This window comes from Patulibacter americanus DSM 16676 (assembly GCF_000420025.1).
GTDB classification, from domain to species: Bacteria; Actinomycetota; Thermoleophilia; order Solirubrobacterales; family Solirubrobacteraceae; genus Patulibacter; species Patulibacter americanus.
Genome location: NZ_ATUD01000001.1, coordinates 147,364 through 172,659 on the forward strand (window position 1 = coordinate 147,364; position 25,296 = coordinate 172,659).

Annotated in this window: 23 protein-coding genes; 10 read left to right on the top strand and 13 right to left on the bottom strand. The window is 74.3% G+C overall.

Features of this window, described 5'->3' with window-relative positions; all coding sequences use genetic code 11:
- Positions 1-98: 98 nt before the first annotated feature.
- The 4 genes from F593_RS29030 to F593_RS0100695 all read right to left on the bottom strand — a co-directional run bounded on the left by F593_RS29030 (position 99) and on the right by F593_RS0100695 (position 3,476).
- Positions 99-809, bottom strand: a complete 711-nt coding sequence (locus F593_RS29030) for a M48 family metallopeptidase (protein WP_084629349.1) — start codon at positions 807-809, stop codon at positions 99-101.
- Positions 806-1,231, bottom strand: a complete 426-nt coding sequence (locus tag F593_RS30505) for an antitoxin (protein ID WP_022926840.1) — start codon at positions 1,229-1,231, stop codon at positions 806-808. The genes F593_RS29030 and F593_RS30505 overlap by 4 nt, the downstream gene beginning before the upstream one ends.
- Positions 1,232-1,461: 230 nt before the next feature.
- Entirely contained in the window at positions 1,462-2,391 is a 930-nt protein-coding gene (gene metF / locus F593_RS0100690; protein ID WP_022926841.1) for a methylenetetrahydrofolate reductase [NAD(P)H], read from the bottom strand.
- Positions 2,392-2,477: 86 nt separating this feature from the next.
- On the bottom strand, positions 2,478-3,476 hold the full coding sequence (locus F593_RS0100695; RefSeq protein WP_022926842.1) for an MBL fold metallo-hydrolase: 999 nt from the start codon (positions 3,474-3,476) through the stop codon (positions 2,478-2,480).
- Between the two features lie 39 nt (positions 3,477-3,515).
- Between F593_RS0100695 and F593_RS0100705 the strand changes: the two genes are divergently transcribed.
- Both F593_RS0100705 and F593_RS21305 read left to right on the top strand, forming a co-directional pair.
- The gene (locus F593_RS0100705) at positions 3,516-3,983 is read left to right on the top strand and encodes a hypothetical protein (RefSeq protein WP_157251446.1); all 468 of its coding nucleotides are present in this window, start codon (positions 3,516-3,518) and stop codon (positions 3,981-3,983) included.
- Between the two features lie 94 nt (positions 3,984-4,077).
- Entirely contained in the window at positions 4,078-5,217 is a 1,140-nt protein-coding gene (locus F593_RS21305) for an aminopeptidase (RefSeq protein WP_022926844.1), read from the top strand.
- Positions 5,218-5,235: 18 nt separating this feature from the next.
- On the opposite strand, the gene mnhG is transcribed toward F593_RS21305, so the two are convergent.
- Genes mnhG through mbhE form a run of 6 tightly spaced genes read right to left on the bottom strand, consistent with a single transcriptional unit; the run spans position 5,236 to position 11,917 of the window.
- A complete protein-coding gene (gene mnhG, locus F593_RS0100715) occupies positions 5,236-5,628 on the bottom strand; it encodes a monovalent cation/H(+) antiporter subunit G (RefSeq protein WP_022926845.1) in 393 nt (130 codons plus the stop codon).
- Entirely contained in the window at positions 5,625-6,002 is a 378-nt protein-coding gene (locus F593_RS21310) for an MrpF/PhaF family protein (RefSeq protein WP_022926846.1), read from the bottom strand. The genes mnhG and F593_RS21310 overlap by 4 nt, the downstream gene beginning before the upstream one ends.
- On the bottom strand, positions 5,999-6,643 hold the full coding sequence (locus tag F593_RS21315; RefSeq protein WP_022926847.1) for a Na+/H+ antiporter subunit E: 645 nt from the start codon (positions 6,641-6,643) through the stop codon (positions 5,999-6,001). The genes F593_RS21310 and F593_RS21315 overlap by 4 nt, the downstream gene beginning before the upstream one ends.
- Positions 6,640-8,343 carry a Na+/H+ antiporter subunit D gene (locus tag F593_RS21320; protein WP_022926848.1) on the bottom strand — a complete coding sequence of 568 codons (1,704 nt, stop codon included), beginning with the start codon at positions 8,341-8,343 and terminating at the stop codon, positions 6,640-6,642. The genes F593_RS21315 and F593_RS21320 overlap by 4 nt, the downstream gene beginning before the upstream one ends.
- Entirely contained in the window at positions 8,340-8,816 is a 477-nt protein-coding gene (locus F593_RS0100735; RefSeq protein WP_022926849.1) for a Na(+)/H(+) antiporter subunit C, read from the bottom strand. Before F593_RS0100735 ends, F593_RS21320 begins: the two co-directional genes overlap by 4 nt.
- The gene (gene mbhE, locus F593_RS27505; protein WP_051160401.1) at positions 8,813-11,917 is read right to left on the bottom strand and encodes a hydrogen gas-evolving membrane-bound hydrogenase subunit E; all 3,105 of its coding nucleotides are present in this window, start codon (positions 11,915-11,917) and stop codon (positions 8,813-8,815) included. The genes F593_RS0100735 and mbhE overlap by 4 nt, the downstream gene beginning before the upstream one ends.
- 186 nt (positions 11,918-12,103) lie before the next feature.
- On the opposite strand from mbhE, the gene F593_RS0100745 reads away from it, so the two are divergent.
- From F593_RS0100745 to F593_RS0100755, 3 genes are all read left to right on the top strand, one after another.
- Positions 12,104-12,838 carry an MOSC domain-containing protein gene (locus F593_RS0100745; protein WP_022926851.1) on the top strand — a complete coding sequence of 245 codons (735 nt, stop codon included), beginning with the start codon at positions 12,104-12,106 and terminating at the stop codon, positions 12,836-12,838.
- Positions 12,839-12,898: 60 nt separating this feature from the next.
- Positions 12,899-13,498: a TetR/AcrR family transcriptional regulator gene (locus F593_RS27510; RefSeq protein WP_022926852.1), complete on the top strand. Its 600-nt coding sequence runs from the start codon at positions 12,899-12,901 to the stop codon at positions 13,496-13,498.
- A gap of 72 nt (positions 13,499-13,570) precedes the next feature.
- A complete protein-coding gene (locus F593_RS0100755; protein WP_022926853.1) occupies positions 13,571-14,797 on the top strand; it encodes an MFS transporter in 1,227 nt (408 codons plus the stop codon).
- Positions 14,798-14,870: 73 nt separating this feature from the next.
- Here F593_RS0100755 and F593_RS0100760 read toward each other — a convergent pair whose 3' ends face one another.
- The 3 genes from F593_RS0100760 to F593_RS27515 all read right to left on the bottom strand — a co-directional run bounded on the left by F593_RS0100760 (position 14,871) and on the right by F593_RS27515 (position 17,559).
- A complete protein-coding gene (locus F593_RS0100760; RefSeq protein WP_022926854.1) occupies positions 14,871-16,328 on the bottom strand; it encodes an ABC1 kinase family protein in 1,458 nt (485 codons plus the stop codon).
- Between the two features lie 49 nt (positions 16,329-16,377).
- Positions 16,378-16,635: a DUF2630 family protein gene (locus tag F593_RS0100765; RefSeq protein ID WP_022926855.1), complete on the bottom strand. Its 258-nt coding sequence runs from the start codon at positions 16,633-16,635 to the stop codon at positions 16,378-16,380.
- Between the two features lie 135 nt (positions 16,636-16,770).
- A complete protein-coding gene (locus tag F593_RS27515; protein WP_022926856.1) occupies positions 16,771-17,559 on the bottom strand; it encodes an MBL fold metallo-hydrolase in 789 nt (262 codons plus the stop codon).
- A 139-nt stretch (positions 17,560-17,698) separates the two neighbouring features.
- On the opposite strand from F593_RS27515, the gene F593_RS0100775 reads away from it, so the two are divergent.
- The 5 genes from F593_RS0100775 (at position 17,699) to F593_RS0100795 (ending at position 25,210) form a co-directional block, all read left to right on the top strand.
- Positions 17,699-18,079 carry a VOC family protein gene (locus F593_RS0100775; RefSeq protein ID WP_022926857.1) on the top strand — a complete coding sequence of 127 codons (381 nt, stop codon included), beginning with the start codon at positions 17,699-17,701 and terminating at the stop codon, positions 18,077-18,079.
- Positions 18,079-19,668 carry a Ppx/GppA phosphatase family protein gene (locus F593_RS0100780; RefSeq protein WP_022926858.1) on the top strand — a complete coding sequence of 530 codons (1,590 nt, stop codon included), beginning with the start codon at positions 18,079-18,081 and terminating at the stop codon, positions 19,666-19,668. Before F593_RS0100775 ends, F593_RS0100780 begins: the two co-directional genes overlap by 1 nt.
- Positions 19,669-19,687: 19 nt before the next feature.
- Entirely contained in the window at positions 19,688-20,347 is a 660-nt protein-coding gene (locus F593_RS27520) for an NUDIX hydrolase (RefSeq protein WP_022926859.1), read from the top strand.
- Complete coding sequence (locus F593_RS0100790; RefSeq protein WP_022926860.1) at positions 20,344-20,694, top strand: hypothetical protein; 351 nt, start codon at positions 20,344-20,346, stop codon at positions 20,692-20,694. Before F593_RS27520 ends, F593_RS0100790 begins: the two co-directional genes overlap by 4 nt.
- 94 nt (positions 20,695-20,788) lie before the next feature.
- Positions 20,789-25,210 (top strand): multifunctional oxoglutarate decarboxylase/oxoglutarate dehydrogenase thiamine pyrophosphate-binding subunit/dihydrolipoyllysine-residue succinyltransferase subunit, encoded by a 4,422-nt coding sequence (locus F593_RS0100795; RefSeq protein ID WP_022926861.1) that lies wholly within the window; start codon positions 20,789-20,791, stop codon positions 25,208-25,210.
- Positions 25,211-25,296: the final 86 nt, after the last annotated feature.

Here is a 25,296-nt window from a genome sequence, read left to right on the forward strand (position 1 = left end):
CCCCTCACGGGCGGGCCGCCCCGCGGGCCATCGGGCGGTCGTAGCGCGCCATGGACCGCGGCGAACCCGCGCCGACGGCCGCGGTCGGCGTGCCGGTCCTACGCCGGGATGAGCAGGCGCAGGTCCGTCCCGCGCGCCCGCAGCCAGGCCGACGGCTCGCGGTAGTCGGGCACGTGCTCCTGCAGCAGCGCCCAGAAGGTGGGGCCGTGGTGCGGGTGGACGAGGTGGCAGGCCTCGTGCCAGACGACGTAGTCCAGGCACGCCTCGGGCGCGAGGACCAGCCGCCACGAGAGGCTGATCGTGCCCGTGCTGGAGCAGGAGCCCCAGCGGGTCCGGGTGTCCGTGATCCGCAGCCGGGAGTAGCGGGCGCCGATCGCCGCGACGGCCGCTTCGAGCCGCGGCGCGGCCTCGGCGCGGGCGCGGGCCCGGTACCAGGCGGTCAGCGCCGCGCCCCGCTGGGCGGCGTCCTCGGGGACGAGCAGCGCGTCGCCGTCGCGGCGGACGCGGGAGCGGCCGGGTTCGGGCCGCAGCTCCAGCACGCGGCCGAGGTACGGCAGCCCGAGGGCGGCGGAGTCGGCCGCGCGTCGGCGTCGGTCCTCGAGCGCCGCGACACGCGGGGCGATCCAGCCGTCGAGCTCGCGCAGCGCGCGCTCGGCCTCGGCGACGGTGCCGCGGGCCGGGATCGTGACGATCAGCCCGCGGTCCGGGTCGACGCGGACCGTGATCCGCCGCGCGCGGCGCGAGCGGCGGAGCGTGTACGGCCGCGGGGCGGAGGGCCGGCCCTGGGGGCCGGCCGCCTGCTGGCTCAGGCGTCGCCCTTCGCGGAGCCGCCCGTGGCCGGGGTGTCGCCGGGCGTGCCGCCCGTGGGGGCGCCCGGGTCGGGGACGGCGCCGCCGGACGCCTGCTCCTGCGTCGGGACGGGCGGCTGGACCGGGTGGGCCTCCGTGGCCGGCGCGTTGCCCGCGGCCGGGCCCGTGCCGGAGGGACGGTCCGCGTCGGTGCGCGCCGGCGCGCCGTGGCCGGCGTCGGCGGCGCGGCCGGCGTTCGTCTCGGCGACGCGGTCGACGGCGCCCTTCAGCTTCTCGGCGCTGCCCGTGAGGCGCTCGCCGTACTTGCCCTTCGTGGCCTTGTCGGCCGCCTGGACGCTCTTGTCGATGGCCTGGTCGATCTTGTCGCCGTGCTGGCCGGCCAGGTTCTTGGCCTTGCCGACGAGCTTGTTGAAGTCCACCATGTCGCGCTCCGGGGGTTCGGGTTCGATTCCAGGGTCCCGCCCGCCAGACCCTAGCGGCCGGCGGTAAGGATCCCCTGTGCTCGGGGACCCCTACCCACCGAGGGTGGGGGCACCACATCGGGCCGCGGATCCGCCTGTGCGACCGGCCGGACGGGGCCGCGACGACACGGGGCAGCGGCCGCGACGACCGCGGGGCCCGCCGGGGGACGCCCCGGCGGACGCGGGCGCGCTCAGGCCTGGGCGGCGACGCCCTGGGGGCCCGCGGGGGCCTCCGGGGTGCGCTCCCACGGGCGGTGCAGGCGCAGCGTGGAGAGGATCGCGCGCGTCGCCGGGCTGCGGTTCATCGTGATGAAGTGGATGCCGGGCGCGCCCTGGGCCAGCAGCTCGGCCGCCTGCAGGGTGGCGTACGAGATGCCGAGGCTCTTGATCGCGTCGGGGTCGTCCTCGCGCGCGTCGAGCTCGCGGCGGTAGCCCTCCGGGATCCGCGCGCCGATCTTCTTCAGGAACCCGCGGGACTGCCCGATCGACGTGATCGGCATCAGGCCCGGGATGACGGGGACGTCGATGCCCTCGTCACGCAGCCGGTTGACGAACGAGAAGTAGTCCGCGTTGTCGTAGAAGATCTGGGTGATCAGGAACTTCGCGCCGGCCTCGACCTTCGCCTTCGCGGTCTGGACGTCGTCGTCGTCGTGGCGGGCGTCGGGGTGCGGCTCGGGGTAGGCCGCGCCGCCGACGGCGAAGGGGAACTCCTCCGCGATCAGCGCCGTGAGCTCGGGCGAGCTGCCGAAGCCGCCGGGGGTGGGCGAGAACTTCTCCTCGCCCCCGGGCGGGTCGCCGCGCAGGGCGAGCACGTTGTCGATGCCCGCGTCGCGCATCTGGGAGAGGACGGTGCGGATCTCGTCCTTCGTGGCGCCGACGCACGTGAGGTGCGCCATGGCCTCGAGCCCGTGCTCCACGCGCAGGTTGCGCACGACGTTGATCGTGCGGTCGCGGGAGGAGCCGCCGGCGCCGTAGGTCACGGAGACGAAGGACGGCTGCATCTCGCGCAGCGTCTCCAGCGCCTCGTGCAGCAGGACCTCGGACTCGTCCGTCTTCGGCGGGAAGAACTCGAACGAGAACGTCGGCTCGTCCGACGTCTCGATGATCTCGTCGATGCGCATCGCCGTGGATGGTATGCGGCCGACGGATCGACGGCGAGCCGGCCCACCCGTCGCGCGAAGACCGCTACGCCCTCCGGCGGACCGCTCTACGCCAGGCGGAAGCGGTCGGGCTCGGCGTCGACCTTCACGACGCGACCCGTGACCTCGAGGTGACGGAGGAAGCAGAGCATCTCCGTCAGCAGCCAGGTGCCGTTCTCCGCCGTGATCTCCGTGCCGAAGACCAGCGGTGCGATCTCGACCGCCGTCAGCGGCTCGCCCGCGGCCAGCGCCTCCTCCGTCGCCCGCAGGCGGTCGGCCACGAGCTCGCGGTTGGCGCGGATGTGCCCCTCGACGTCGGTGAACGTGCGGCCGTGGCCCGAGAGCACGAGGCGGGCGTCGAGATCCTCGACCCGGTTCAGGGACTCCAGGAACTCGCCGACGGGGTCGGGCGTGTAGCCGAAGTCGAAGAACAGCGAGACGCGGCCGAGCAGGTGGTCGCCCGAGATCAGCATCCGCCGCTCGGCGTTGAAGAGGGAGACGTGGGAGGGCGCGTGGCCCGGCGTCTCGACCGCCACGAAGGGCCCGAGGTCCGTCGCGATCTCGACCCCGTCGACGAGGTCGTGGTCGACCTGCAGGCCGCCGGCGATCCCGATGTCCTCCGTGCGCACCTGGTCCGAGGCCTGCCGCACCACCGGCTCGGGCACGCCGGACTGCAGGGCGATCTCGACGCGCCGCTCCCAGTAGCCCTCCGGGTTGGCCAGCCACTTCGTCAGGTGCTCGTGGTCCGGGTGGCACCAGACCTCGGCCCCCGAGCGCAGCACGATCGGCGTCGTCTGCCCGCAGTGGTCGACGTGCGCGTGGGTCAGCACGACCTGCCGGACGAGCTCGAGGCGCAGGTGGACCATGTCCATCGCCCGCTCGAGGTGCGCCAGCGAGCCCGGCTGGTGCATCCCCGTGTCGAAGAGGACCACGCCGTCGCCGGCGGCCACCGCCCACGCGTTGCCGTGCGGCACGCCGGGCCACGGCAAGGGCAGTCGCAGCCGCCACACCCCGGGGATGACCCGCTCGCCGCGGCCGAGCTCCTTCGCTGCGCGCCCGCTGGTCATCGCGGAGACCGGGGCGAGGGGACGTGCTGCGGACGGACCATGGGACGAAGCACGTTACCTCTAGACTCGGCCACGGACCCCACGGCGCGGCGCACCGCCGCGCCTCGCGTCCCGCAGACCGTGGCGAAGAAGCGCAAGCAGAGCAGGAACCGCTCCCCGGCCCCGGCGCTCCCCGAGCTGCCGACGGTGCCGTACACGAGCCCCGACGGGCGGATGACGCTCGACCTGCGCTGCGCGATGACGCCGAAGACGCGCACGCTCTACGCGCAGACCGTCGGCGGCGAGGTCGGCCAGGCCGCCATGACCCGCGAGGACGTCTGGCACCGCGCCGTCGAGTTCCTCTTCGAGCGGCTCGTCGTCGGCTGGAGCGTCGACGACGTCCCCACGACCGGGCAGAAGGCGCTCATCGCCCGCTTCCGGGTGGCGAGCGCCGAGGAGCGGACGTGGATCCGCACCGTCCTGCGCGAGCACCTGACGGAGTGGTTCCCCGAGATGCAGGCGCCCTAGCGGTCCGGCCTCCCGGCCACCGCGCGAAGCGCTCCTGCGCCGCCCAGCACCCCGCGGACCGTCGTCCCCTACCCCACCCGAACCGAGGCCCCCGTTGCCGCACTCCTCCCCCGCCCTCGACGACCAGGACGACGACGCGGTCGTCGCCTCGGAGCTCGACGCGGGAGCGTTCGCCGACCTCCTCGTCGGCTACTGCCTCGAGCCCGAGCCCGGCGACCAGGTGCTCATCCGGTCAACCGACCTGGCGGCCCCGCTGCTCGTCGAGCTGCAGCGTGCCGTGCTCCAGGCCGACGCCTGGCCGCTGCTGCGCGTCGAGCTGCCGGGGCAGACGGAGTCCTTCTACCGCCACGCGAAGGACCGCCACCTCGACGGCGCCTCGCCGCTGGGGCTGGAGGAGGCCCGCCAGGCCGACCGCTCCCTGTCGATCCAGGCGCCGGAGGACACCCGCGCGCTGGCCGACATCGACCCCGAGACGCTCGCCCGCGCCGCCCGCGGTCGCCACGAGTCGCGCGAGCTGACGCTGTCGAGCCGCTGGGCGACGACGCTGTGGCCGACCGCCGCACTGGCGGAGCAGGCCGGCATGTCGCTGCGCGAGCTCGCCGCGTTCGTCAGCCGCGCGACGTTCCTCGACCGCACGGACCCGATCCGCGCGTGGACGGGCCTGCGCGACTTCCAGGCGCGGCTGATCGAGCGCCTCGACGGCGTGGAGGAGCTGCGCATCGTCGCCGAGGGCACCGACCTGACGCTGAACGTGGCCGGCCGCACGTGGGTCAACTCGGACGGGCGGCGCAACATGCCCTCGGGCGAGGTCTTCACCGGGCCGCTCGAGGCCAGCGCCACCGGGACGATCCGCTACACCGTCCCGTCCTCTCCCGCCGGCGTCGACGTCGCGGGGGTCGAGCTGACGTTCCAGGACGGGGTCGTGGTCGCCCACGGTGCCGACACGGGCGCGGACTACCTCGAGCGCGCGCTGGCCACGGACGACGGGGCCCAGCGCCTGGGCGAGGTCGGCATCGGCACGAACTTCGGCATCGACCGCGCGATCGGCGTGATCCTCTTCGACGAGAAGATCGGCGGCACCGTCCACACCGCGCTCGGCCGGTCCTACCCCGAGACGGGCGGGACGAACGAGTCCGCCCTGCACTGGGACCTCATCTGCGACCTGCGCCACGGCGGCAAGCTGCTGGCCGACGGCGAGGTGCTCCAGGAGGACGGGCGCTTCGCGACGCTCTAGGGGCGGCGGTCGCGCCGCTCAGCCGTCGGGGCGCCCCGGCCCGTCCGACGGCCCCGGCGGACCGCCCTCGCGGCCCGCGTCGAGCCGCTCCCCGAGCTCGTCGACGATCAGCAGGTCGCGGCGCAGGCGGCGGGTGCGGTAGGCCGCCCGGCCGACCATGTGGGCGGCGACGGGTGCGGTCGTGAGCTGGAAGACGGCGACGAGGACGAGCGTCGTGATGTCGAACTGGGTGCGCAGGCGCAGCCCCACGCCGATCAGGACGAGCAGCAGGCCGAGGACCTGCGGCTTCGACGCGGCGTGCATCCGCGAGAGGACGTCGGGGAACCGCACGACGCCGACGGCCGCCGCGAGGGAGAGCGCCGCGCCGCCGAGCAGGCAGATCGCCGCGAGCACGTCGAGCACGGTGGTCATCGCGGGCCACCCGCCGGGGTGTTCGTGCCGTCGTCGCGGCGCTCGGGGGTCGGCGTCGTCAACGGGCCGGAGGCCGCGGGCGCCCCGCCGGTGCTCGCCCCGGGCTCGGGGTCGTCGTCGCCCAGGCCCGCGCCGAAGCGCGCGATCGCCACGGAGCCCACGAAGCCCAGGAGCGCCAGGACGGCGAGCACCGGGAGCGTCGTGCCGTGGCGGCCGTAGGCGGCCTCGAGCCCGATGCCGCCGATCGCGCAGGAGAGCAGCACGTCCATCGCCACGGCGCGGTCCAGCGCGGACGGGCCGCGCACGACGCGCACGATCGACAGCACCGCGGCGAGCGCGAGCATCGTGGCGGCGATCCACAGGACGACGGTCATCGCGGAGCCTCCGGGTCGCCGGGTGCGCCGGTGGTCGACGCGGAGGTGACCGCCGCCGAGGCCCCGAGCGGCCGCGCCGCCCGGTCGCGGGCGAGGGCGTCGCGGTCGGCGGGCGAGCCGAACGCCCGGATCATCCGGGCCTCCGTCTCGCGGGCGCGGGCCCGCTCGCGCTCGACGTCGGCCCGGTCGCGTACCCCGATGAGGTGCAGGTAGAGGATCGGTCCGGTGCGGTCGACCTCGACGACGAGGCTGCCGGGGACGAGCGAGAGCACCTCGGCCACCAGGGTGAGCATCAGGTCGGAACGGGTCACGAGCTCGACGCCGATGACGGCCGTCGGGGCCTCCTGGTCGCGGCGGAAGGCGAGGCTCGCGACGCCGACGGACGCGCGGACGATGTCCCACGCGAAGCGCAGCAGGAACCGCAGGACGGGGATCGGCCGGGGACGCCCCTCGATGGCGATCGGCGGCAGCGGGAACAGCGCGATCGCGACGAGGGCCACGACCAGGCCCGACGCCACGAGGCCCGGGCTGATCCGGCCCCAGAGGAGCAGCCACAGGACGACGAGCCAGACGACGCTGACGGGCTGGAGGATCCAGGCGCCCCGGGCGGGACGCCGCTGCACGCGCCGCGTCGGGCTCACGGAGTGCCTCCCTCGGCGGGCTCGAGCACGCGGCCCCGGGCGTCCGTGGGCCGGTCCGTGCCGTCGCGGGGCACGGCGACGGTGCCGCCGTCCGTGCGGACCGTCGCGGCGGGCGCGACGGCGTCGACGTAGCCGTCGCGGTCACGCAGCTCGACGGCGGCGCGATCGGTCAGGTCGGTCAGCGGGCCCGCGACGACGGTGAAGGAGAGCCCGAGCACGACGAGCGCGGCGGTCGCTCCCGTCATGAGCCGCGGCATCGCGCCGCCGCGGCGGATCTCGCGGCCGCCGAGCGTCGCGCCGGGGACCTCGCCGACCGCAGCGGCCGGCACGTGCGCCGGGGCGCTGGCCACCGTGCCCGGCATCGCCACGCGGGGTGCGCGCCAGAACACGCGGCTCCACGCCTTGCCGACCGCGTAGAGCGTGAGGAGACTGGTCAGCACGCTCCCGAAGACGAGGATCCACGCCAGCGCGGTCCCGTCCTCACCACCCGCCTCGATCAGCGCGAGCTTGCCCAGGAACCCGGAGAAGGGTGGGATCCCCGCCAGGTTCATCGCCGGCAGGAAGAACAGCACGGCCAGCAGCGGTGCCGTCTTGGCCAGTCCACCCACCCGCTCCGTCGAGGTGCTGCCCGCGGTCCGCTCGATCATGCCCGCGGTCAGGAAGAGCGTGGTCTGGATCGTGATGTGGTGGATCGCGTAGAAGATCGCCCCGGAGAGCCCGAGCTGGGAGCCCAGGGCGACGCCGAAGATCATGTAGCCGATGTGGCTGACGAGCGTGAAGGACAGCATGCGCTTGACGTCGGTCTGCGCGACCGCGCCGAGGATGCCCACGACCATCGTCAGCAGCGCGACGACCATGAGCGTCGCCGCCACGCGCTGGTCGTCCGGGAAGAGCAGCGTCTCCGTGCGGATCACCGCGTAGACGCCGACCTTCGTCAGCAGGCCGGCGAACACCGCCGTCACCGGGGCGGGGGCCGTCGGGTAGGAGTCCGGCAGCCACGCCGACATCGGGAAGACGGCCGCCTTGATGCCGAACGCGAGCAGCAGCGCCAGCTCGAGGACGAGCTTCACGTTCTGGTCGAGATCGCGCAGCCGCAGCGACAGGTCCGCCAGGTTCAGGGTGCCCGTGGCGCCGTAGACCAGCCCGATCGCGGCGAGGAACAGCAGCGAGGAGAGCAGGCTGACGACGACGTACGTCGTGCCGGAGCGGATGCGCGAGGCGGTGCCGCCCAGCGTGATCAGCACGTAGCTCGAGACAAGCAGGATCTCGAAGCCGACGTAGAGGTTGAACAGGTCGCCCGCCAGGAACGCGTTCGAGATCCCGGCCGCCAGCACGAGGTACGTCGGGTGGAAGACCGCGAGCGGGAGCCCGCGCTCGTCGTCGGCGGTGCCCTGGCCGTAGGAGTAGATGAGGACGCAGAGCGTGACCGCGGCGGAGATCGCGAGCATCAGCGCCGACAGGCGATCGGCCACGAGCACGATGCCCACGGGCGGCTGCCAGCCGCCGATCGCGGCGACCTGCGGCCCGTGCCGGTCCGCCGCGACCAGGAGGATCACCGCGATCGCCAGGACGGCGGTGAGGGTGGTGACGCTGATCGCGCGGTTCAGGCGCGGCAGGCGGGTGCCGATCGCGAACTTCGCGCCCGCCGCGAGCAGCGGCAGGACGACGGGCAGCGGGACGAGGCCCGAGACGTCGCTCATGCGTGCTCCCGCCCGATCGCGGCGTCGTCGGCCTTCGACGGGGTCTCCTCGACCGCGGCCTGGGCGTCCTGCGCGGCCTCGAGGTCGGCGTCGGCGCCCGTGTCCTCGGGCTCGGACTCGCGACGGTTGGCGACGAGCCGGTCCTCGACGTCGTCCTGGACCTCGTCGTTGCCCTGCAGCTGCCAGGAGCGGTACGCGAGGGCGAGGAGGAAGGCCGTCATCGCGAACGTGATGACGATCGACGTCAGGATCATGACCTGCGGGATCGGGTCGGCCATCTCGTCCTTCGGCCCCTGCCCGATGATCGGCGCCTCGCCGGCCGCGCCGCCCATCGCCAGGATCATCACGTTGATGCCGTTGCCCAGCAGCGCGGCGCCCAGCAGCACGCGGGTGAGGCTGCGCTCGAGCAGCAGCACGACGCCGCCGGCGACGAGGACCCCGACCACGACGGCGAGGACGGCGCTGACGCTCATGCGCGCTCCTCTCGCGTCGGGGCGGAGGCCGCGGCCGGGGCGGCGGTCGCGGACGCCGGGGCGCGCTCGACGGTCGGGCGGGGCGTGTGGGTCTCCTCGTCGACCTGGCGGTCGATCTCGGACCCGAAGCTGCGCAGCACGTCGAGGACCACGCCGACCACGACGAGGTAGACGCCGACGTCGAAGAGCGTCGAGCTGTAGAGCTTGAGCGTGCCCAGCACGGGGATGTCGAGGTACCAGGAGCCGCCCTGGAGGACCGCGTCGCCCACCACCGCACCCGCCAGGGCGGTGCCCGTGGTGACGACGAGGCCGATCCCGATGAGCAGGCCGGCGCCGACCGGGGCGGCCTCGCCGAGCTCGTAGCGCCCGCCGGCGAGGTAGCGCACGGTGAAGGCGAGGCCCGCGACGATGCCGCCGGCGAACCCGCCGCCCGCCAGGTCGTGCCCGGCCCACAGCAGGTAGACCGACAGCACCAGGATGGTGTGGAAGATCAGCCGGACGACGACCTCGAGCAGCAGGGAGCGCCGCTCGGGAGCCAGCGTGTTCTCCGCCACGAGCCAGCCCTGCGCCCGGCGGGCGACGCCGGCCCCGCGGGCGGGGTGCTGGCGGACGGCCAGCGGCGAGCCAGGGGTGGCGGCCGCGGGCGAGGCGAGCGCCTCGGCGTGCGGGATCGCCCAGACGGGGGAGTCGGACGACGGGTCCGACAACCGCGGCGCGCCGCGCGAGCGGCGGCGCAGGAAGATCAGGCTCGTCACCCCGGTGGCCGCGACGACGAGCACGGCGATCTCGCCCATCGTGTCCCAGGCGCGCAGGTCGACGAGGGTCACGTTGACGATGTTGTTCCCGCCCGCCAGCGCCGAGGCGGCGGCGAAGAGCTCGGAGACGGGGACCGCCTCGCGGGCGCCGGCGACGACGAGCGTCAGCAGCGCCATCAGCGTGCCGACGGCGATGCCGACCGCGAGGTGCACGCGCCGGCGCCCGAGCCCGGAGACCGTGCCCGTGAAGTGCGTGGGCAGCCGCCGCAGCACGAGGACGACGACCACGAGCGTGAGCGTCTCGACGAGGAACTGCGTCAGCGCCAGGTCGGGCGCCCCGTGCAGCGCGAACAGCGTCGCGACGCCGTAGCCGACGACGCCGCTGAGGACGACGGCCTTCAGCCGCCGGCGGGAGCGGAGCGTCAGGATCGCACCGGCGACGATCAGGAGCGCGATCGCGCCCTGCTGCGGCCCGTCCCACAGGCGCACGTCGACGTCCCACGGCCGGCCCAGGATGAGCGCCGTGATCATCGCCGCGCAGAGCACGACGAGGATCGTCATGAGGTACACCGGCAGCGAGCCGGACTGCGTGGCGCGCGCGGCCCCGACGGAGACGCGCTCCGTGCCGCGGACGAGGCCGACGTAGACCGTGCGCGCCTCCGGGATCCGCAGCCGCGGCGCGGCGACGGCCGGGCCACCCGCCCCTCCGCCGCCCACGGCGACGCCCGTGGCGGCGGCACCCGTCGTCACGGCACCGGTGAGGGCCGCGTCGCCCGCCGCCCGCGCGGCCGCCAGGATCCGCCGCTGCCCGAGCACGATCGCCGCGCCACCGGCGAGGGCCAGGAGCGAGAGCCCAAGCGCCGGGCCGAACCCGTGCCACGCCGCGAGGTGGAGCTTCTCGGGCAGCGCCGAAGGGACCGTGTCGGCGTAGCGGCCGACGAGCGGGTCGATGGCCGAGAAGGCCAGGCCGAGCACGAGACCGCCGGCGGCCAGGAGCGCCGGGGCCGCCTCGAAGCCGAGGTCGCCGCCCGCGCAGCGACGGTCGGGCACGTCGGCCTTCGTGGCGAACGCGCCCCACCAGAACCGCCACGCGTACGCGGCGGTCAGCGCGACGCCGACCACGATCAGGACGAGCACCGCCACGTCGACGCCGTCGCCGTGCAGCAGCGCGTCGAACGCCGTCTCCTTCGCCGCGAAGCCCGCGAACAGCGGCACGCCGGCCATGGAGGCCGCGGCGAGCCCGCCGATCACCGCGAGCCGTGGCCGGGCCCGGCCGAGCCCGGAGAGCACCCGCAGGTCGCGGGTCCCCGTGGAGCGGTCGACGATCCCCACGACGAGGAACAGCGCCGACTTGTAGAGCGCGTGGGCGAGCAGCAACCCGATCCCGGCGAGCGCGACGTCGCGCGAGCCGTGGCCCACCAGCACCATCAGCAACCCCAGTTGCGAGACCGTCCCGTACGCGAGCAGGAGCTTGAGGTCGTGCTGGCGCAGCGCGCGGGCCGCCCCGAGCAGCAGCGTGCCGCAGCCGAGGACGAGGAGGGCGATCCGCCACGCCGCGAGGTCGGCGAAGGCGGGCGCCAGGCGCGCGACGAGGTAGACGCCGGCCTTCACCATCGCCGCGGCGTGGAGGTAGGCCGAGACGGGCGTCGGGGCCGCCATCGCGCCGGGGAGCCAGAAGTGGAACGGCACGAGCGCCGACTTCGACAGTGCCCCGACCAGCAGCAGCACCACGCCGACGGAGACCGCGGTGCCGCCGGGCGGGTTCGCCACGATCTCCGAGATCCGGTAGGTGCCGGCCGCCTGGCCGACGATCACGGCGCCGACGAGCATCGCGAGCCCGCCGAAGGTCGTGACCATCAGGGCGTCCATCGCCGCGCGGCGCGCGCCCTGCCGGTCGGCCGCGTGGCCGACGAGCAGGAAGGAGAGCACCGTCGTGAGCTCCCAGAACACGTAGAGGAGCAGCAGGTCGTCGGCCAGGACGAGGCCGAGCATCGCCCCCGCGAAGGCGACGAGCACCCCCGCGAAGCGCCCGAGGCCCGCCTCGCCCGCCCCGAAGTACCGCGAGCAGTAGACGAGGACGAGACCACCCACGCCGGCGGCGACCAGGGCCATCAGGAGCGACAGCGCGTCGAGGCGGAAGGCGAGGTCCAGGCCGAGCGTCGGCACCCAGGAGTGCACCTGCTCCACCGTGCCGCCGCCCGTCACCCCGGACGTCTGCGTCGCCGCCCACGCCGCGGCGCCGAAGGGCACGAGCGCGAGCAGCAGGAAGGCGCGCCGACCGAGCGCCGAGACGAGCCACGGGGCCAGGAGGGCCGCGACGCCGTGCGCCGCCAGGACCGCGATCACCGGGGCCCCCACGCGTCCGGGCAGGGGGATCCGCGGCGTCCGTACGGGCGTCGCTGGAGGGCCTGCACCAAGAGGCCATGGTCGCAGACGCCGACGCCCCGGCGCGGCCCCGCGGGCCCGCCGTCCACCCTCGCACGAGGTGCCGGGAGCCGAGACGGACGGCGTGGCGAGGGCTATCGTGCCCGCATGGATCCCGCGCTCGGCACCGTCCGCTCCCTGCACCGGTTCCCGGTCAAGTCCATGCGCGGCGAGACGCTGGGGCGCGCGGCCCTGGACGAAGCGGGCCTCGAGGGCGATCGCGCCTGGGCGCTCCTGGACCGCCTGCGCAACTGGGCGTCGGCGAAGACGAACCGCGGCCGCTGGCGGCTCGTCGACGGCATGCTCGACCTGCGCGCCGAGACCGCCGGGGACGGGGCCGTCGTCGTCACGCTCCCCGACGGCCGCACCGCCGTCGCCGGCACTGCGGACGGCGACGCGCTGCTCTCGGAGCACCTGGGCCGCGAGCTGCGGTTCGACCGGGGCGACCGCGGCTACCGCTGGGGCCGCCACCACGACGCCGCGCCCCTGCACCTCGTCACGTCCTCGACGCTGGGGGCGCTGGCCGACGACGACGGCACGCCGCTGGACCCCCTGCGCCTGCGCGCGAACGTCGTGCTCGACACCCCGCCCGGCGCGCCGGAGTTCGCGGAGGACGGCTGGGTCGGCCGGCGGCTGCGGCTCGGCGGGGCGCTGCTCCAGGTCGCCGAGGCGACGGGGCGCTGCGTGATGACGACGCGGGCGCAGGGCGACGAGGTGCCGGCCGGGCCGACGGTCCTGCGGCGCATCGGGGCACGCAACGGCGCGAACGCCGGCGTCTACCTCGCGGTCGTCCGGCCGGGCGAGGTCGCCGTCGGCGACGCGCTGGTGCCCGCCGACGCCTGAGCCGGGCCGCCCGTCGCGCCCGCGGACGCCTGAGCCGGGCCCGCTGGGATACTCGCCCCGATGCCTCCCGTCGGTCGCACACGACTCACCCACGCCGAGCGCCGGGCCACGATCCTCGACGCGGCGGCGCGCGTGATCGTCGACCGCGGCGTGCAGGGCTTCCGCCTGCAGGACGTGGCGGACGCGGCCGGCGTCTCCCAGCCCCTCGTCTCGTCCCACGTCTCCTCCCGCGACGAGCTCGTCGCCGAGGCGTTCGTGCGGGCCGACGAGCGCGAGCTGCAGGACGTGGAGGACGACGTCAGCGCCGCGGCACCGGGCCGGGACGCCGTCGTGCTCTTCCTCCGCCGCGCCACGATCCCGGATCAGCAGTCGAACTCCGACGGGCGTGAGCTGTGGAGCCAGGTGACGAGCCGCTCGCGGTTCTCCCCCGTCGTCCGCGAGGCGGTGCGCGCCCGACAGGGCGCGTGGGTCGCGGCGCTGGCCGCGACGCTGCGCGCCGGTCGCGGCCGGGACGTCCCCGACGGCCTGGACGTCGACGCCGTGGCCACGCTGCTGATCACGATCTCCGACGGCCTGGGCCCGGCGCTGAACGGCGGTCTCGTCGACGCCGACGCCGCCACCCGGGTGCTCGACGACGCGCTCGACGCCGTCCTGCGCTGAGCCGCGTCGACGCCGTCGGCTGCGTGCGCGCTCGCACGCCTAACTGATGCGCGCATCAGTAACGTGATCGTCATGTCCACGACCACGGCGATACCCAGCAGCCCAGCGGTCGCCGCGCTGCGCAGCCCCGGCGTGGCCCGGCTCCTCCTGCTGTCCCTGGTGGCCCGCGCGCCAGAGGCCGTGATCGGCCTGCTGTTCCTCCTCCGCGCCCGCGACCTGGGCGGCTCCTACGCCCTGGCCGGCGGGGTCTCCGCCGTCGCCGGCGTCGGCATGGCCTTCGGCGCTCCGCTGCTCGGCAAGGCGATCGACCGCCTCGGCCAGCCCGTGGTGCTCGTCTGCAGCGTCACGATCGCCAGCGTCACCGCGCTGGTCGCCGGCCTGCTGCCGAACTCGAGCCCCGCCTGGATCCTGCTCCCCTTCGCGCTCGTCTCGGGCGCGTTCCAGCCGCCGATCGCGCCCTGCCTGCGTGCCCTCTTCGGCCACATCGTGCCCGACCCGACGGTCCGCCACGCCGCGCTCGCGGTCGAGGCGTCGACGCAGGAGATCACCTTCATGGTCGGCCCGCTGGTCTTCATCAGCCTGATCGCCGCGCACGACCCGGCGCTCGGCCTGATCGCCGCCAGCGTCGCCCTCTTCCTCGCCACCGTGCTCTTCGCCCGCTCGCCCGAGTCCCGCGCGATGCCCGCGACCCGCGAGCGGCGCTCCGCCGGGGCGAGCCCGCTCAAGCGCGCGTCGATCCGCACGCTCCTCGCCATCACCACGGGCATCGGCTTCACCTTCGGCGCGGCCGAGGTCGCGATCAGCGCGAGCGCGGAGGAGGCCGGCCGCCCCGCCGCCCTCGGCCTGCTGCTCGCCGCGTACTGCATCGGCAGCCTCGTGGCGGGCCTGTGGTCCGCGCATCACGGCCCCGCGGCGTCGCCGATCCGCACGCTGCTCGTGCTGCTCGCCGCCAGCACCGTCGGCCACGGCCTGCTGGCCGTCGCACCGAACCTGTGGACCGTCGGCGCCGTCCTCGTCGTCGCCGGCGCGGCCATCGCCCCGCTGTTCGCGACGGTCTACGGCCTGTGCGGCAAGCTCGCCGCGGAGGGCACCGTGACTGAGGCCTTCACGTGGCTCGGCTCCGGCATGTTCGCGGGCGCGGCGTTCGGTGCCGCGGCCGCCGGCGGGCTCGTGAGCCTGACCTCCCCCGCCGCCGCGTTCGCGGCCGCGGCTGCGGCCACCGGCCTCGCACTGCTGGCCGTCACCGTCACCCGGGACGCGCTGCGCCCGGGCGCCGACGCGGCACGCGCGGCCGCCTAGGCGTTCCGCCGGCCCCGCCCCGCACCCGGGGCTGGGCCGGCCGCGCGGGCCCGGCCCCCGGCCGGCCCGTGGCTCAGCGGCCGCGCCCGGCCAGCCAGGCCCGCTCGATCCGCCCGAGCTCGCTGTCGGGCTCGCCGTCCATGAGCCACTCCCGCACGATGCGGTGGTAGTTCAGGCGGGCATCGAGCTGCGCGCAGACGGCGATCGCCATGCCGCCGAGGCGGAGGCTCCAGACGTACTCCGCGGGCACGGTGGCCCGGCGGACCTTCGCCCAGTGCGGGGCGCGCGGGTCCGAGACCTCGAAGACCATCGTCGCGACGTCCTCGGGCACGAGGTGGGCGACCTCGTCGTCCATCGCGAACCACACGAGCTTCTCGGCGATCTCCATCGCGTCCTGCGCGGTGAAGCCGATGCTCGGCGGGATCCAGCGCACGTCGATCATGTGCTGCAGGAGCGCCTCGCCGTCACGGGCCATGCAGAGCCGGATCGTCTCGGCCTGCAGCTCGACCATCTCGCGCGAGATGCGGTGGAAGAGCCCGAAGTCGAGGAACGCGACGCGGCCGTCGGCGAGCAGGATCGAGTTGCCCGGGTGCGGGTCGGCGGAGAACTGCCCGTCACGCCACACGCTGCCGTAGTAGAAGCGGAAGACGATCTCCGCGAGGCGGTTGCGCTCCTCCTGGTCCTTGCCCTGCCAGGCCTCGAAGCCCTCGCCCTGCACGAACTCGGTGACGGTCACGCGCTTGCCGCACAGCTCGGTGGCGACGCCGGGGACGACAACGAACGGGTGGCCGCGGTAGAGCCGCGCCATCGAGCGCTGGTTCTGCGCCTCGAGCTCGTAGTCGAGCTCCTCGATCGTGCGCTCGCGGATCTCGTCGCCCACCGCCTGCACGTCCATGCCGGGCGCCACCGCCTTCGCCAGCCGCAGGATCAGGCCGAGGTTCTGCAGGTCGGAGCGGACGGCGACGTCGATCCCGGGGTACTGCACCTTGACCGCGGCGACGTCCGTCTCCCAGCCGCGCGGCTTTTCGTGCAGCCGGGCACGGTAGACCTGACCGATGGACGCGGCACCGATCGGCGTCTCGTCGAACTCGGCGAAGACGTCCGTGAGCCCCTGCCCCATGTCGGCCTCGATGACCCGCTTCATGTCGCGGAACGCGACGCTCGGGGCCATGTCGCGCAGCTTCGCGAGCTTGCGCTGGAACTCCTCGCGGTGCTCCGGCGGCACCAGCCCGACGTCCATGAAGCTCAGGACCTGGCCGACCTTCATGGCCGCGCCCTTCATCGTCCCGAGCACGTCGACGATCTGGTCCGCCGTGCGGAACTGCTGCTCCGACATGCGCTGGGAGCGCTCCTCGTCCGTGCGGCCGAGGTTCGTCACGCGCGTCGCACCCTCGCGCGCCGCGACGCCGGCGGCGAGGCGGCCGAGGGACGCCGCCCGGCGGTAGCGCCCGGTCGGCATCACCTCGGTGCGCTCGTCGCCCTCGACGCCGGCCTCGTCGGGTCGCCGGCGCCGGCTGCGTCGTTCGGCCATGGAGCGATCGTACTCCGGGTCGGACCGGGCCCCCTTCGCCCTACACCTGCTACTGCTCGTAGTGCTCGACGGTGTCCGCGTCGCGGACGTTCGCCTCGTCGGGGTCGCGGCCGGCCTCGCGCAGCGCGCGGCGCTGGCGCAGCAGGTCCCAGAGCTGGTCCAGGCGCACCTGCACGCGCTCGAGCTCGGCCTGCTCGTCGTCGGTGAGGCCGCGCCCGCCGTGGTCGGCGTGCTCGCGCAGCTCCTTCTCGCGCGCGACGAGCTGCTCGATGCGGTCTTCCTGCGGCTGATCGGGGTCCTGGGCCATGGGGGTCTCCTACGTGGGGTGGGGCGGGTGCTGAAGCGGGCGGCGCCGCGTCTCAGGGGCGGCGAACCTTGCTGCCGGGGACGAGATCGTCAGCCCCCGAACGTGGCGGTGACGATCTCGACCCGGCCACAGGTCTCAGGGGCGGCGAACCTTGCTGCCGGGGACGAGATCGTCAGCCCCGTCCGGCCAGCGGATCCAGCACTTCGTGCCGCCGTCGTAGTCGGCGGCCTCGAGGACGAGGCGCACGTCGTGCTCCTGGGTGATGCCGTCGTCGTCGGGCAGCGACACGATCACGGGCGCGTCGCCCTCGGGGTCGAGGCCGCGCCAGACGCGCACGAACGGGTTGTGCTCGCGCTCGTGACCGATGGTCGACGGGCGGTTGTGCCCCGAGACGACGACGGTCTCGTCCGGCAGCTCCAGCAGCGTGTCCATGATGGACGAGCGCAGGTCCTCGAAGGTCGTGTGGCCCGGGGCGCGCACGCCGGCGACGGACTCGCGGAAGAGCGTGTCGCCCGTGAAGACGTGGCCGTGGCCGACGAAGCTCAGCATGCCGGCGGTGTGGCCGGGCGTCGCCACGGCCTTGAGCTCGAGGTCGTCGCCGATGCGGATGACCTCGCCGTCCTCGATGTTCTGGGTGAAGCCCGTGACGAACTCCTCGGCCAGGGGCTGCTCGAACGCGTGGATCATCACGTCGACGCGGCCGACGCGGTCGAGGATCTCCTCGAGCTCGGAGACGTGGTCGTAGTGGTGGTGCGTGAGGAGCACCGCCGCGGGCGTCATCCCGTGGCGCGCCGCGGCCTCCATCATCTTCGCGGCGTCGGCGCCCGCGTCGACGAAGGCGCAGGGCCCGCCGGGGAACCCCACGACGTAGGAGTTGCCCACGAAAGCGGGGATCTCGATGCGTTCGACGACGAGGTCGGCCATGCCCCGATGCTCGCATACGCCGGGGGTCGGTCCGTGGCGACCGCGGTCGGCCGGCGCAGGGGTCGAGCGCCGCGGCCGAGCGCCGGCCCGCCGGCGAGGCGTGACGGGTGCCGGCGGTTGCGCTGGGTACTCTCGCCCCATGGCCAGCCTGCTGCACACCTGTTACCGCATCGGCGACATCGATCGGTCCGTGGCGTTCTACTCCGCGCTGGGCTTCGAGGAGATCCGCCGCTCGCCCGTCGGCGACTCGGCGACGAACGTCTTCATGGGCCTGCCCGGTGACGGGCCGCGGCTCGAGCTCACCTACAACCACGGCGTCTCGGAGTACGAGATCGGCACGGGCTACGGCCACATCGCCGTCTCGTCCGCCGACCTCGACGCCACGCTCGCCGAGCTGGCGGAGCAGGGCATCACCCCGGAGAAGCCGCCCTACCGCGTGAAGCAGGGCGGCTCGCGCCTGTGCTTCGTCCGCGATCCCGACGGGTACCGCATCGAGCTGCTCGAGCGCACGAACGACTGATGGCGACGCCGTCGCGGGACCTCGCCGCGCGCCGCGCGGTCGTCGACCTGGGCTCGAACACGTTCCGCATGGTCGTCTTCGCGGTCGACCCGACCCGCGAGGTCGCGGCCCTGCCCGGCGGCGCGTGGCGCCAGACGGCCGAGCTGTACGAGCCCGTGCGCATCGGGGCCGAGCTCGGCCCTGACGGCGCGCTGCAGCCCCGCGCGCTCGGCCGGGCGTTCACCGCGATCCAGCTGTTCGACCACTTCTGCCGGGCCCACGGCCTGACGTCGGAGCGCATCGACGCCGTCGCCACGAGCGCGATCCGCGAGGCGCCGAACCAGGCCGAGATCCTGGAGGACGGCCGCGCGCAGGCGCTGCTGAAGCCCCGGGTCATCAGCCAGGCGCAGGAGGCCGCCTACGGCCACCTCGCGGCGGTGAACTCCACGACGCTCTCGGACGGCGGCGTGCTCGACATCGGCGGCGGCTCGATGCAGCTCGTCCGCACCCGCGACCGCCGCGCGGCCGACGCCCGCTCGTGGCGGCTGGGCGCGGTGCGCACGACGGAGACGTTCCTGCCGGGCGACGGCCCCGCGAGCAAGCACGGCCTCAAGGCGCTGCGCAAGCACGTGGAGGACGAGCTGCTGCAGGCCCCGTGGGTGGAGGACGTCGGGGACCGGCTCGTGGGCGTCGGGGGCGCCGTGCGCAACCTCGCCACCGCGGTCCAGCACCGCCACGGCTCGACCGACCTGGGCGTGCAGGGCGTCCGCGTCTCGCGCGACACCCTCGAGGCGCTCGTCGACGACCTCGCCGCGATGTCGCCGAAGGAGCGCGGCCAGGTCGACGGCATCAAGCCCTCCCGCGGCGACGTCATCCTCGGTGCCGCAGTCACGATCGCCACCGTCCTGCGGGTCACAGGCATCGAGGCGGTCGAGGCCACGGAGTTCGGCCTGCGCGAGGGCGTGTTCCTCGACCGCCAGCTCGAGGGCGTGCACGGCGACACCGGGCTCGCCGCCTACCCCGACGTGCGCGAGGCGTCCGTGCGCAACCTCGCCGCGCGCTACGACGACGACGTCGCGCACTCCGCGCACGTGGAGCGCCTGGCGCTCGAGCTCTTCGACGGCTTCGCCGCCGCGGGCGTCGGCGACGGCGACCCCACGGAGCGCGGGCTGCTCTCCGCCGCCGCGGCGCTGCACGACATCGGCATGGCCATCGGCTACGACGACCACCACAAGCACGGCCGCTACCTCGTCGTGACGAACGGCCTGCCCGGGTTCTCGCCCGCCGAGACCGCCCTCGTGGGTCAGGGCATCCGCTACCACCGCAAGGGCAACCCGACGATGGGGCCGTTCCGCGCGCTGACGGAGAAGGACGACGAGGCCCGCCTGGGCCGGATGGCCGCGCTCCTGCGGCTGGCCGAGGGCATGGACCGCGGGCACGACGGGGCCGTCCGCTCCGTCACCGTCCGGCGCGAGGGCGACGACGTCGTGCTCCACATGGCCTGCGGCCCCGACGGCGCCCCCGTCGCGCGCTGGGCGGCCGAGGGGCAGGCCGGGCTCGTGCGCCGGGCGTTCGGCGTCGGGCTGACCGTCACGGAGTCGGGCGCCTGAGGCACCTAGAATGGACCCGATGAGCCCGGGTCCCACCATCCTCGCGCGCGGCCCGTGGGCCCCGGACGAGGTGCGCTACACCTGGGCCGCCGAGCCGTTCGTCGCAGACCGCGAGCAGACGGACGCCGCCGACGCCGCGATCCAGGCGCTGAAGGACCACGACTCGCCCAGCCACGACGGGGTCTCGACCCGGCTGGCCGCGCACCACGTCGACGCGGAGGGCCGCCTGCACCTGGAGCTCGAGCCCGTCCGCTGGGCGCTGCGGCTGCTCCCGGAGGGTGCATCCCGCTCCATGACCGGGCAGTGCGTCGTCCGCGACCACGACGGCCGCTGGCTCGCCGGCCGCCGCGCCGACTGGGTGGCCACGTGGGCGGGACGCTGGACGCTCGGGGCCGGCGGCGCCGTCGACCCCGACGAGTCGCCCATGCACACGCTCGAGCGCGAGCTGCAGGAGGAGTGGAGCGTGCGCGCCGAGCGCCTGCAGGGGCTGTCCCTCGTGCTCCTGCCCAGCGACATGGTGATGTTCGTCGGCGTCGCCTGGCTGCCCGCGGGCGCCGAGGTCACGCGCGACCCGGAGCACGACCTGCACGAGTGGTGGCCCGCCGACGTCGACGCCTGGCCCGACCACGCCGAGCCGACGCTGCGCGGCATGGCCCGTGCCGTCCAGGACCTCTCGTGAACAGCCTCGGCCGCATCCCCGAGGGCTCGACCGGTGGGCGCCTGCGCACCCTCGCGCCGTCGTTCCGGACGATGAAGTGGCTGTCGTTCCTGCACTCCGCGATCTACCTCGGCCTGCTGGCCTGCTGGCTCACGGGCTCGGCCCCGGGCCTGAAGACCGCGCTGGGCTGGGGCCACGGGTGGGGCTGGATCCTCATGTGCGTCCTGACCCTCGCCGCCCTGCGGGCCCGCGTGATCCCGCTCTGGCTCGCGGGCTGCGTCGCGGTCATCGGCGCGGTCGGCCCGTTCGTCGGCTCGATCGGCTTCGTGGTCGAGCAGCGCCGCCGCGAGCGCGCGGCGGCGGCGTAGCGCGGGAGCCGGCCGAGGCGGGCCGTGCACGGCCCGTTTCGTGTGGTAGCGGGGCGACTCCGCGCCAGAACCGAGGTGCTAGGTTCGATGTCTCATGGCAACAGGCACCACGGTCCAGGTCATCCTCCCGCAGATGGGCGAGTCCGTCGCTGAGGGGACGGTGCTGGAGTGGCTGAAGCAGCCCGGTGAGCAGGTCTCCGAGGGCGAGGACCTCGTCGTCATCTCGACGGACAAGGTCGACGCCGAGATCCCCGCCCCCGCCTCCGGCGTGCTCGTCGCGGTCCACGCGAACGAGGGCGAGACCGTGCAGTCCGGCTCCGTCGTCGGCGAGATCGACGTGAGCGGTGCAGGTGGCGGCGACGCGGGCGGCAGCGCGGGCGGCGATGCCCCGTCCGCGGGCGACGGCGGTCCGAGCGAGACCGCTCCGAACGACGCCTCGGAGGCCGGCGCGGTCAGCGACGGCGACCAGAAGCGCGACGACACGAGCGCCCCCGGCGGCGGCGAGCTCGTCAACGTCGTCACGCCGTCGGCGGGCGACTCCGTCACCGAGGCGACGCTGCTGGAGTGGCTCGTCGAGGAGGGCGCCGAGGTCAACGAGGGCGACGACCTGCTCGTCGTGTCGACGGACAAGGTCGACATGGAGCTGCCCTCCCCCGCGTCCGGCGTGCTGGAGAAGAAGCTCTTCGGCGACGGCGACACGATCCACCCGCAGGAGGTCATCGGCCACGTCCGCGCCGGCGCCCCCGCCGCGGCGTCCGCCGACGCGAGCAAGGGCCCCGACAAGCCCGCCGCGGTCCCCGTCACCGAGTCGGCCAGCGGCAACGGCACGTCGAACGGCGCCGCCACCGTCCCGGACGACCTGAAGATCACCCCCGTCGCGGCCCGCGCGGCCGGCGTCGAAGGCGTCGACCTCTCCGGCGTGCGCGGCACGGGCCCGCAGGGGCGGATCACGAAGGACGACGTCCTCACCGCCAAGGCCAACGGCGGCCGCTCCTCCGCCGAGGTCAAGAAGACCCCGATCCGCGGCGGCGCCTCCGCGCTGGCCCGCGGGATGGAGGAGTCGCTGACCGTCCCGACGGCCACGTCCTTCCGCACCATCACGATCACGACGCTCGACGGCCGCCGCAAGCAGCTCAAGGCCGCCGGCGAGAAGGTCTCCTTCACCCACCTCATCGGCTACGCCATCGCCCGCGCGGCGACGGAGCAGATGCCGGTGATGGCCCACACGTACGAGAAGGACGAGGACGGCAACCCCGTCCTGATCGACGCCGGGCAGGTCAACCTCGGCATCGCCGTCGACGTCGAGCGGCGCGGCAAGCGCACGCTGATGGTCCCCGTCATCAAGGACGCGGGGCGCCTGAGCTTCCGCGGGTTCCTCGACGCGTTCAACGACCTGATCGCCAAGGCGCGCGACAACAAGCTCACGGGCGACGACCTGCAGGGCGCGAACGTCCAGCTCACGAACCCGGGCGGCATCGGCACGATCGCCTCCGTCCCGCGCCTCATGGCCGGCAACGGCACGATCGTCGCGACCGGCTCCATCGCCTACCCCGTCGGCCTCGGCGAGGTCGGCGAGCTCATCGGCGCCGAGAAGGTCATGTCGATGACCTCGACCTACGACCACCGCATCATCCAGGGCGCCCAGTCGGGGCAGTTCCTGAAGACCGTCGAGGAGTACCTGCAGGGCGAGCACGAGTTCTACGAGCGCGCGTTCGCCGACCTCGGCGCCGCGCTCGGCCCCGCGATCGAGAAGCCGCAGCCCAAGCTCGAGGGCCTCGTCGGCTCCGGCGCCGGCCAGGCCGCGACGCAGGTCGCCCAGGGCGGCGCGCCGTCGATCGAGCTGCTGCAGGCCGTCCAGGCCGCGACGTCGCTCATCCGCGCCGTCCGCTCGCACGGCCACCTGCTCGCGCACCTCGACCCGCTCGAGGCGCCGTCGGACAAGACCCCGGAAGAGGTCGCGCGCCAGGTCGGCATCGACCTCGAGCAGCTCGGCCTGTCCGAGGAGCTCATGCGCCAGATCCCGGCGTCGATCCTCCGCACCTTCGTGCAGGGGGACACGCTCGCCGACGTGCTCCCGCAGCTGCGCGACACGTACTGCGGCACGGTCGCCTACGAGGTCGAGCACATCTCGGACAACGACCAGCGCGTCTGGCTGCGCGAGAAGATCGAGTCCGGCGAGTTCAGCCAGCCGCTCTCCGCCGAGAGCAAGAAGGGCCTGCTCTCCCGCCTGATCCAGGTCGACACGTTCGAGCGCTTCATGCAGAAGGCCTACCTCGGCCAGAAGCGCTTCTCCATCGAGGGCCTCGACATCACCGTCCCGGTCATCGACGAGCTGATCCACCTCGCGGGCGCCCGCGCCGGCGCCCAGGAGGTCATCATCGGCATGGCCCACCGTGGCCGCCTCAACGTGCTGGCCCACAACCTCGGCCGCCCGTACGACGCGCTCTTCACGGAGTTCGAGGGTGGCTCGGTCATCGCCGCCGCGAAGACCGTCACGCAGGACCTGCAGGGCGGCACCGGCGACGTGAAGTACCACCACGGCGCGTCGGGCCGCTACGAGCTGCCGAACGGCAAGTCCATCGGCGTGGTCCTCGAGTCCAACCCGTCGCACCTCGAGTTCGTCAACCCCGTCGTCCTCGGCGCCGCCCGCGCGGTGCAGACGGACCGCGGCCAGGCCCACGGTCCGCGCGACGAGGACGTCGCGCTGCCGATCATCCTCCACGGCGACGCGGCCTTCCCGGGCCAGGGCGTCGTCGCCGAGTCGCTGAACCTGCAGGCGCTCGAGGGCTACCGCGTCGGCGGCTCCGTGCACCTCATCTGCAACAACCAGGTCGGCTTCACCACCGACCCGACGGACTCCCGCTCCACGCGCTGGTCGTCCGACCTGGCCAAGGGCTTCGACGTGCCGATCATCCACGTCAACGCCGACGACGTCGAGGCGTGCATCAACGCCACGCGCCTCGCCTTCGCGTTCCGCCAGGAGTTCGGCCACGACGTCCTCATCGACCTCATCGGCTACCGCCGCTACGGGCACAACGAGTCCGACGAGCCGGCCTACACCCAGCCGCTCATGGCCGAGACGATCAAGCAGCACCCGCGCGTCTCCGAGATGTACGCGGAGCGCCTCGTGTCCGAGGGCGTCCTCACGAAGGACGACGCGGACGGCCGCCGCCAGGCCGTCAACGACAACCTCACCGAGCTGCACCAGAGCGTGAAGCGCAAGGTGAAGGAGTGGCAGGAGGCCGGCGGCACGATCGACACCTCCGCCACCGGCACGTACCTCATGGACCGCTCGCGGTCCGAGGAGCCCGTCACGAAGGTCGACAAGGCGACGCTGCTCGAGCTGAACGAGGCGCTCCTGACGGTGCCCGAGGGCTTCGAGTGGAACCAGAAGCTCAAGCGCCAGCTCGACAAGCGCCGCGAGGCGCTCGGGCCCGACGGCGGCATCGAGTGGGCCCACGCCGAGGCGCTGGCCTACGCCTCGCTCGTGAAGGAGGGCGTGCCCGTCCGCCTGACGGGTCAGGACTCCGAGCGCGGCACGTTCTCGCAGCGCCACCTCGTCCTGCACGACGCGAAGACCGGCGAGGGCTACGGCCCGATCCGCCACATCCCCGGTGCGCAGGCGCCAATGGAGCTCTATAACTCGCCGCTCTCGGAGATCGCCTGCCTGGGCTTCGAGTACGGCTACTCGCAGGAGGCCCCCGAGGCCCTCGTCCTGTGGGAGGCCCAGTTCGGCGACTTCGTCAACGGCGCCCAGGTCATCATCGACCAGTTCATCGTCTCGGGCCTGGCGAAGTGGGGGCAGACGTCGCGCCTGACGATGCTCCTGCCGCACGGCTACGAGGGCGCCGGCCCGGAGCACTCGTCCGGCCGCGTCGAGCGCCTGCTGCAGCTGGCCGCCGAGGGCAACATCCGCGTCGCGAACGTCACGACGCCGGCGCAGTACTTCCACCTGCTGCGTCGCCAGGCGCTCATCGAGAAGCCGCGCCCGCTGGCCGTCATGACGCCGAAGTCGCTGCTGCGCCTGCCCCAGGCCCGCAACCGCATCGAGCACCTGTCCGAGACCCGGTTCTTCCCGGTCCTGGGCGAGCCGGGCGTCGACGCCAACGCGGTCACCCGCCTCATCCTCTGCACCGGCAAGGTCTTCTACGACCTGCGCCAGCACGAGATGCGGCAGAACAACCCGCAGGTCGCGATCGGCCGCATCGAGCTGCTGTACCCCTTCCCGGAGGAGGGCCTGCGCGACCTGATCGGCGCGTACCCGAACCTGCGCGAGGTCGTGTGGGTCCAGGAGGAGCCGCGCAACATGGGCGCCCGCGCGTTCATGTCCCCGCGCCTGCAGCAGATCCTGCCCGACCACCTGGCCATCGGCTACGTCGGTCGCCCGGAGCGCGCCTCCCCGTCCGAGGGCTACCCGGCCGCCCACACGATCGAGCAGAACCGGATCGTCAAGACCGCGCTCGACGTCTCGGCACCGGTGTCGCAGTTCCCGAAGCGGAGCCCCGGCAACCGCTAGGAGCCCGGGCGGCGCACGCCCGGCCGATTCGCAGGACCTTCGAACGCCCGGCCCCGCCGGGCGTTCGGCGTTGCGGGGAGCGCCGG

Excerpts from the sequence above, each read along its gene's own strand:
- F593_RS27515 (WP_022926856.1), bottom strand. The coding sequence starts at position 17,559 with ATGGCCGACCTCGTCGTCGAACGCATCGAGATCCCCGCTTTCGTGGGC.
- F593_RS0100765 (WP_022926855.1), bottom strand. The coding sequence starts at position 16,635 with ATGGCCCAGGACCCCGATCAGCCGCAGGAAGACCGCATCGAGCAGCTC.
- F593_RS30505 (WP_022926840.1), bottom strand. The coding sequence starts at position 1,231 with ATGGTGGACTTCAACAAGCTCGTCGGCAAGGCCAAGAACCTGGCCGGC.
- F593_RS0100735 (WP_022926849.1), bottom strand. The coding sequence starts at position 8,816 with ATGAGCGTCAGCGCCGTCCTCGCCGTCGTGGTCGGGGTCCTCGTCGCC.
- F593_RS0100745 (WP_022926851.1), top strand. The coding sequence starts at position 12,104 with ATGGATCCCGCGCTCGGCACCGTCCGCTCCCTGCACCGGTTCCCGGTC.
- F593_RS0100755 (WP_022926853.1), top strand. The coding sequence starts at position 13,571 with ATGTCCACGACCACGGCGATACCCAGCAGCCCAGCGGTCGCCGCGCTG.
- F593_RS21320 (WP_022926848.1), bottom strand. The coding sequence starts at position 8,343 with ATGAGCGACGTCTCGGGCCTCGTCCCGCTGCCCGTCGTCCTGCCGCTG.
- F593_RS27520 (WP_022926859.1), top strand. The coding sequence starts at position 19,688 with ATGAGCCCGGGTCCCACCATCCTCGCGCGCGGCCCGTGGGCCCCGGAC.
- F593_RS21310 (WP_022926846.1), bottom strand. The coding sequence starts at position 6,002 with ATGACCGTCGTCCTGTGGATCGCCGCCACGATGCTCGCGCTCGCCGCG.
- F593_RS0100705 (WP_157251446.1), top strand. The coding sequence starts at position 3,516 with ATGGGACGAAGCACGTTACCTCTAGACTCGGCCACGGACCCCACGGCG.
- F593_RS0100795 (WP_022926861.1), top strand. The coding sequence starts at position 20,789 with ATGGCAACAGGCACCACGGTCCAGGTCATCCTCCCGCAGATGGGCGAG.
- mnhG (WP_022926845.1), bottom strand. The coding sequence starts at position 5,628 with ATGACCACCGTGCTCGACGTGCTCGCGGCGATCTGCCTGCTCGGCGGC.
- F593_RS0100695 (WP_022926842.1), bottom strand. The coding sequence starts at position 3,476 with ATGACCAGCGGGCGCGCAGCGAAGGAGCTCGGCCGCGGCGAGCGGGTC.
- F593_RS27510 (WP_022926852.1), top strand. The coding sequence starts at position 12,899 with ATGCCTCCCGTCGGTCGCACACGACTCACCCACGCCGAGCGCCGGGCC.
- F593_RS0100760 (WP_022926854.1), bottom strand. The coding sequence starts at position 16,328 with ATGGCCGAACGACGCAGCCGGCGCCGGCGACCCGACGAGGCCGGCGTC.
- F593_RS0100775 (WP_022926857.1), top strand. The coding sequence starts at position 17,699 with ATGGCCAGCCTGCTGCACACCTGTTACCGCATCGGCGACATCGATCGG.
- F593_RS0100780 (WP_022926858.1), top strand. The coding sequence starts at position 18,079 with ATGGCGACGCCGTCGCGGGACCTCGCCGCGCGCCGCGCGGTCGTCGAC.
- metF (WP_022926841.1), bottom strand. The coding sequence starts at position 2,391 with ATGCGCATCGACGAGATCATCGAGACGTCGGACGAGCCGACGTTCTCG.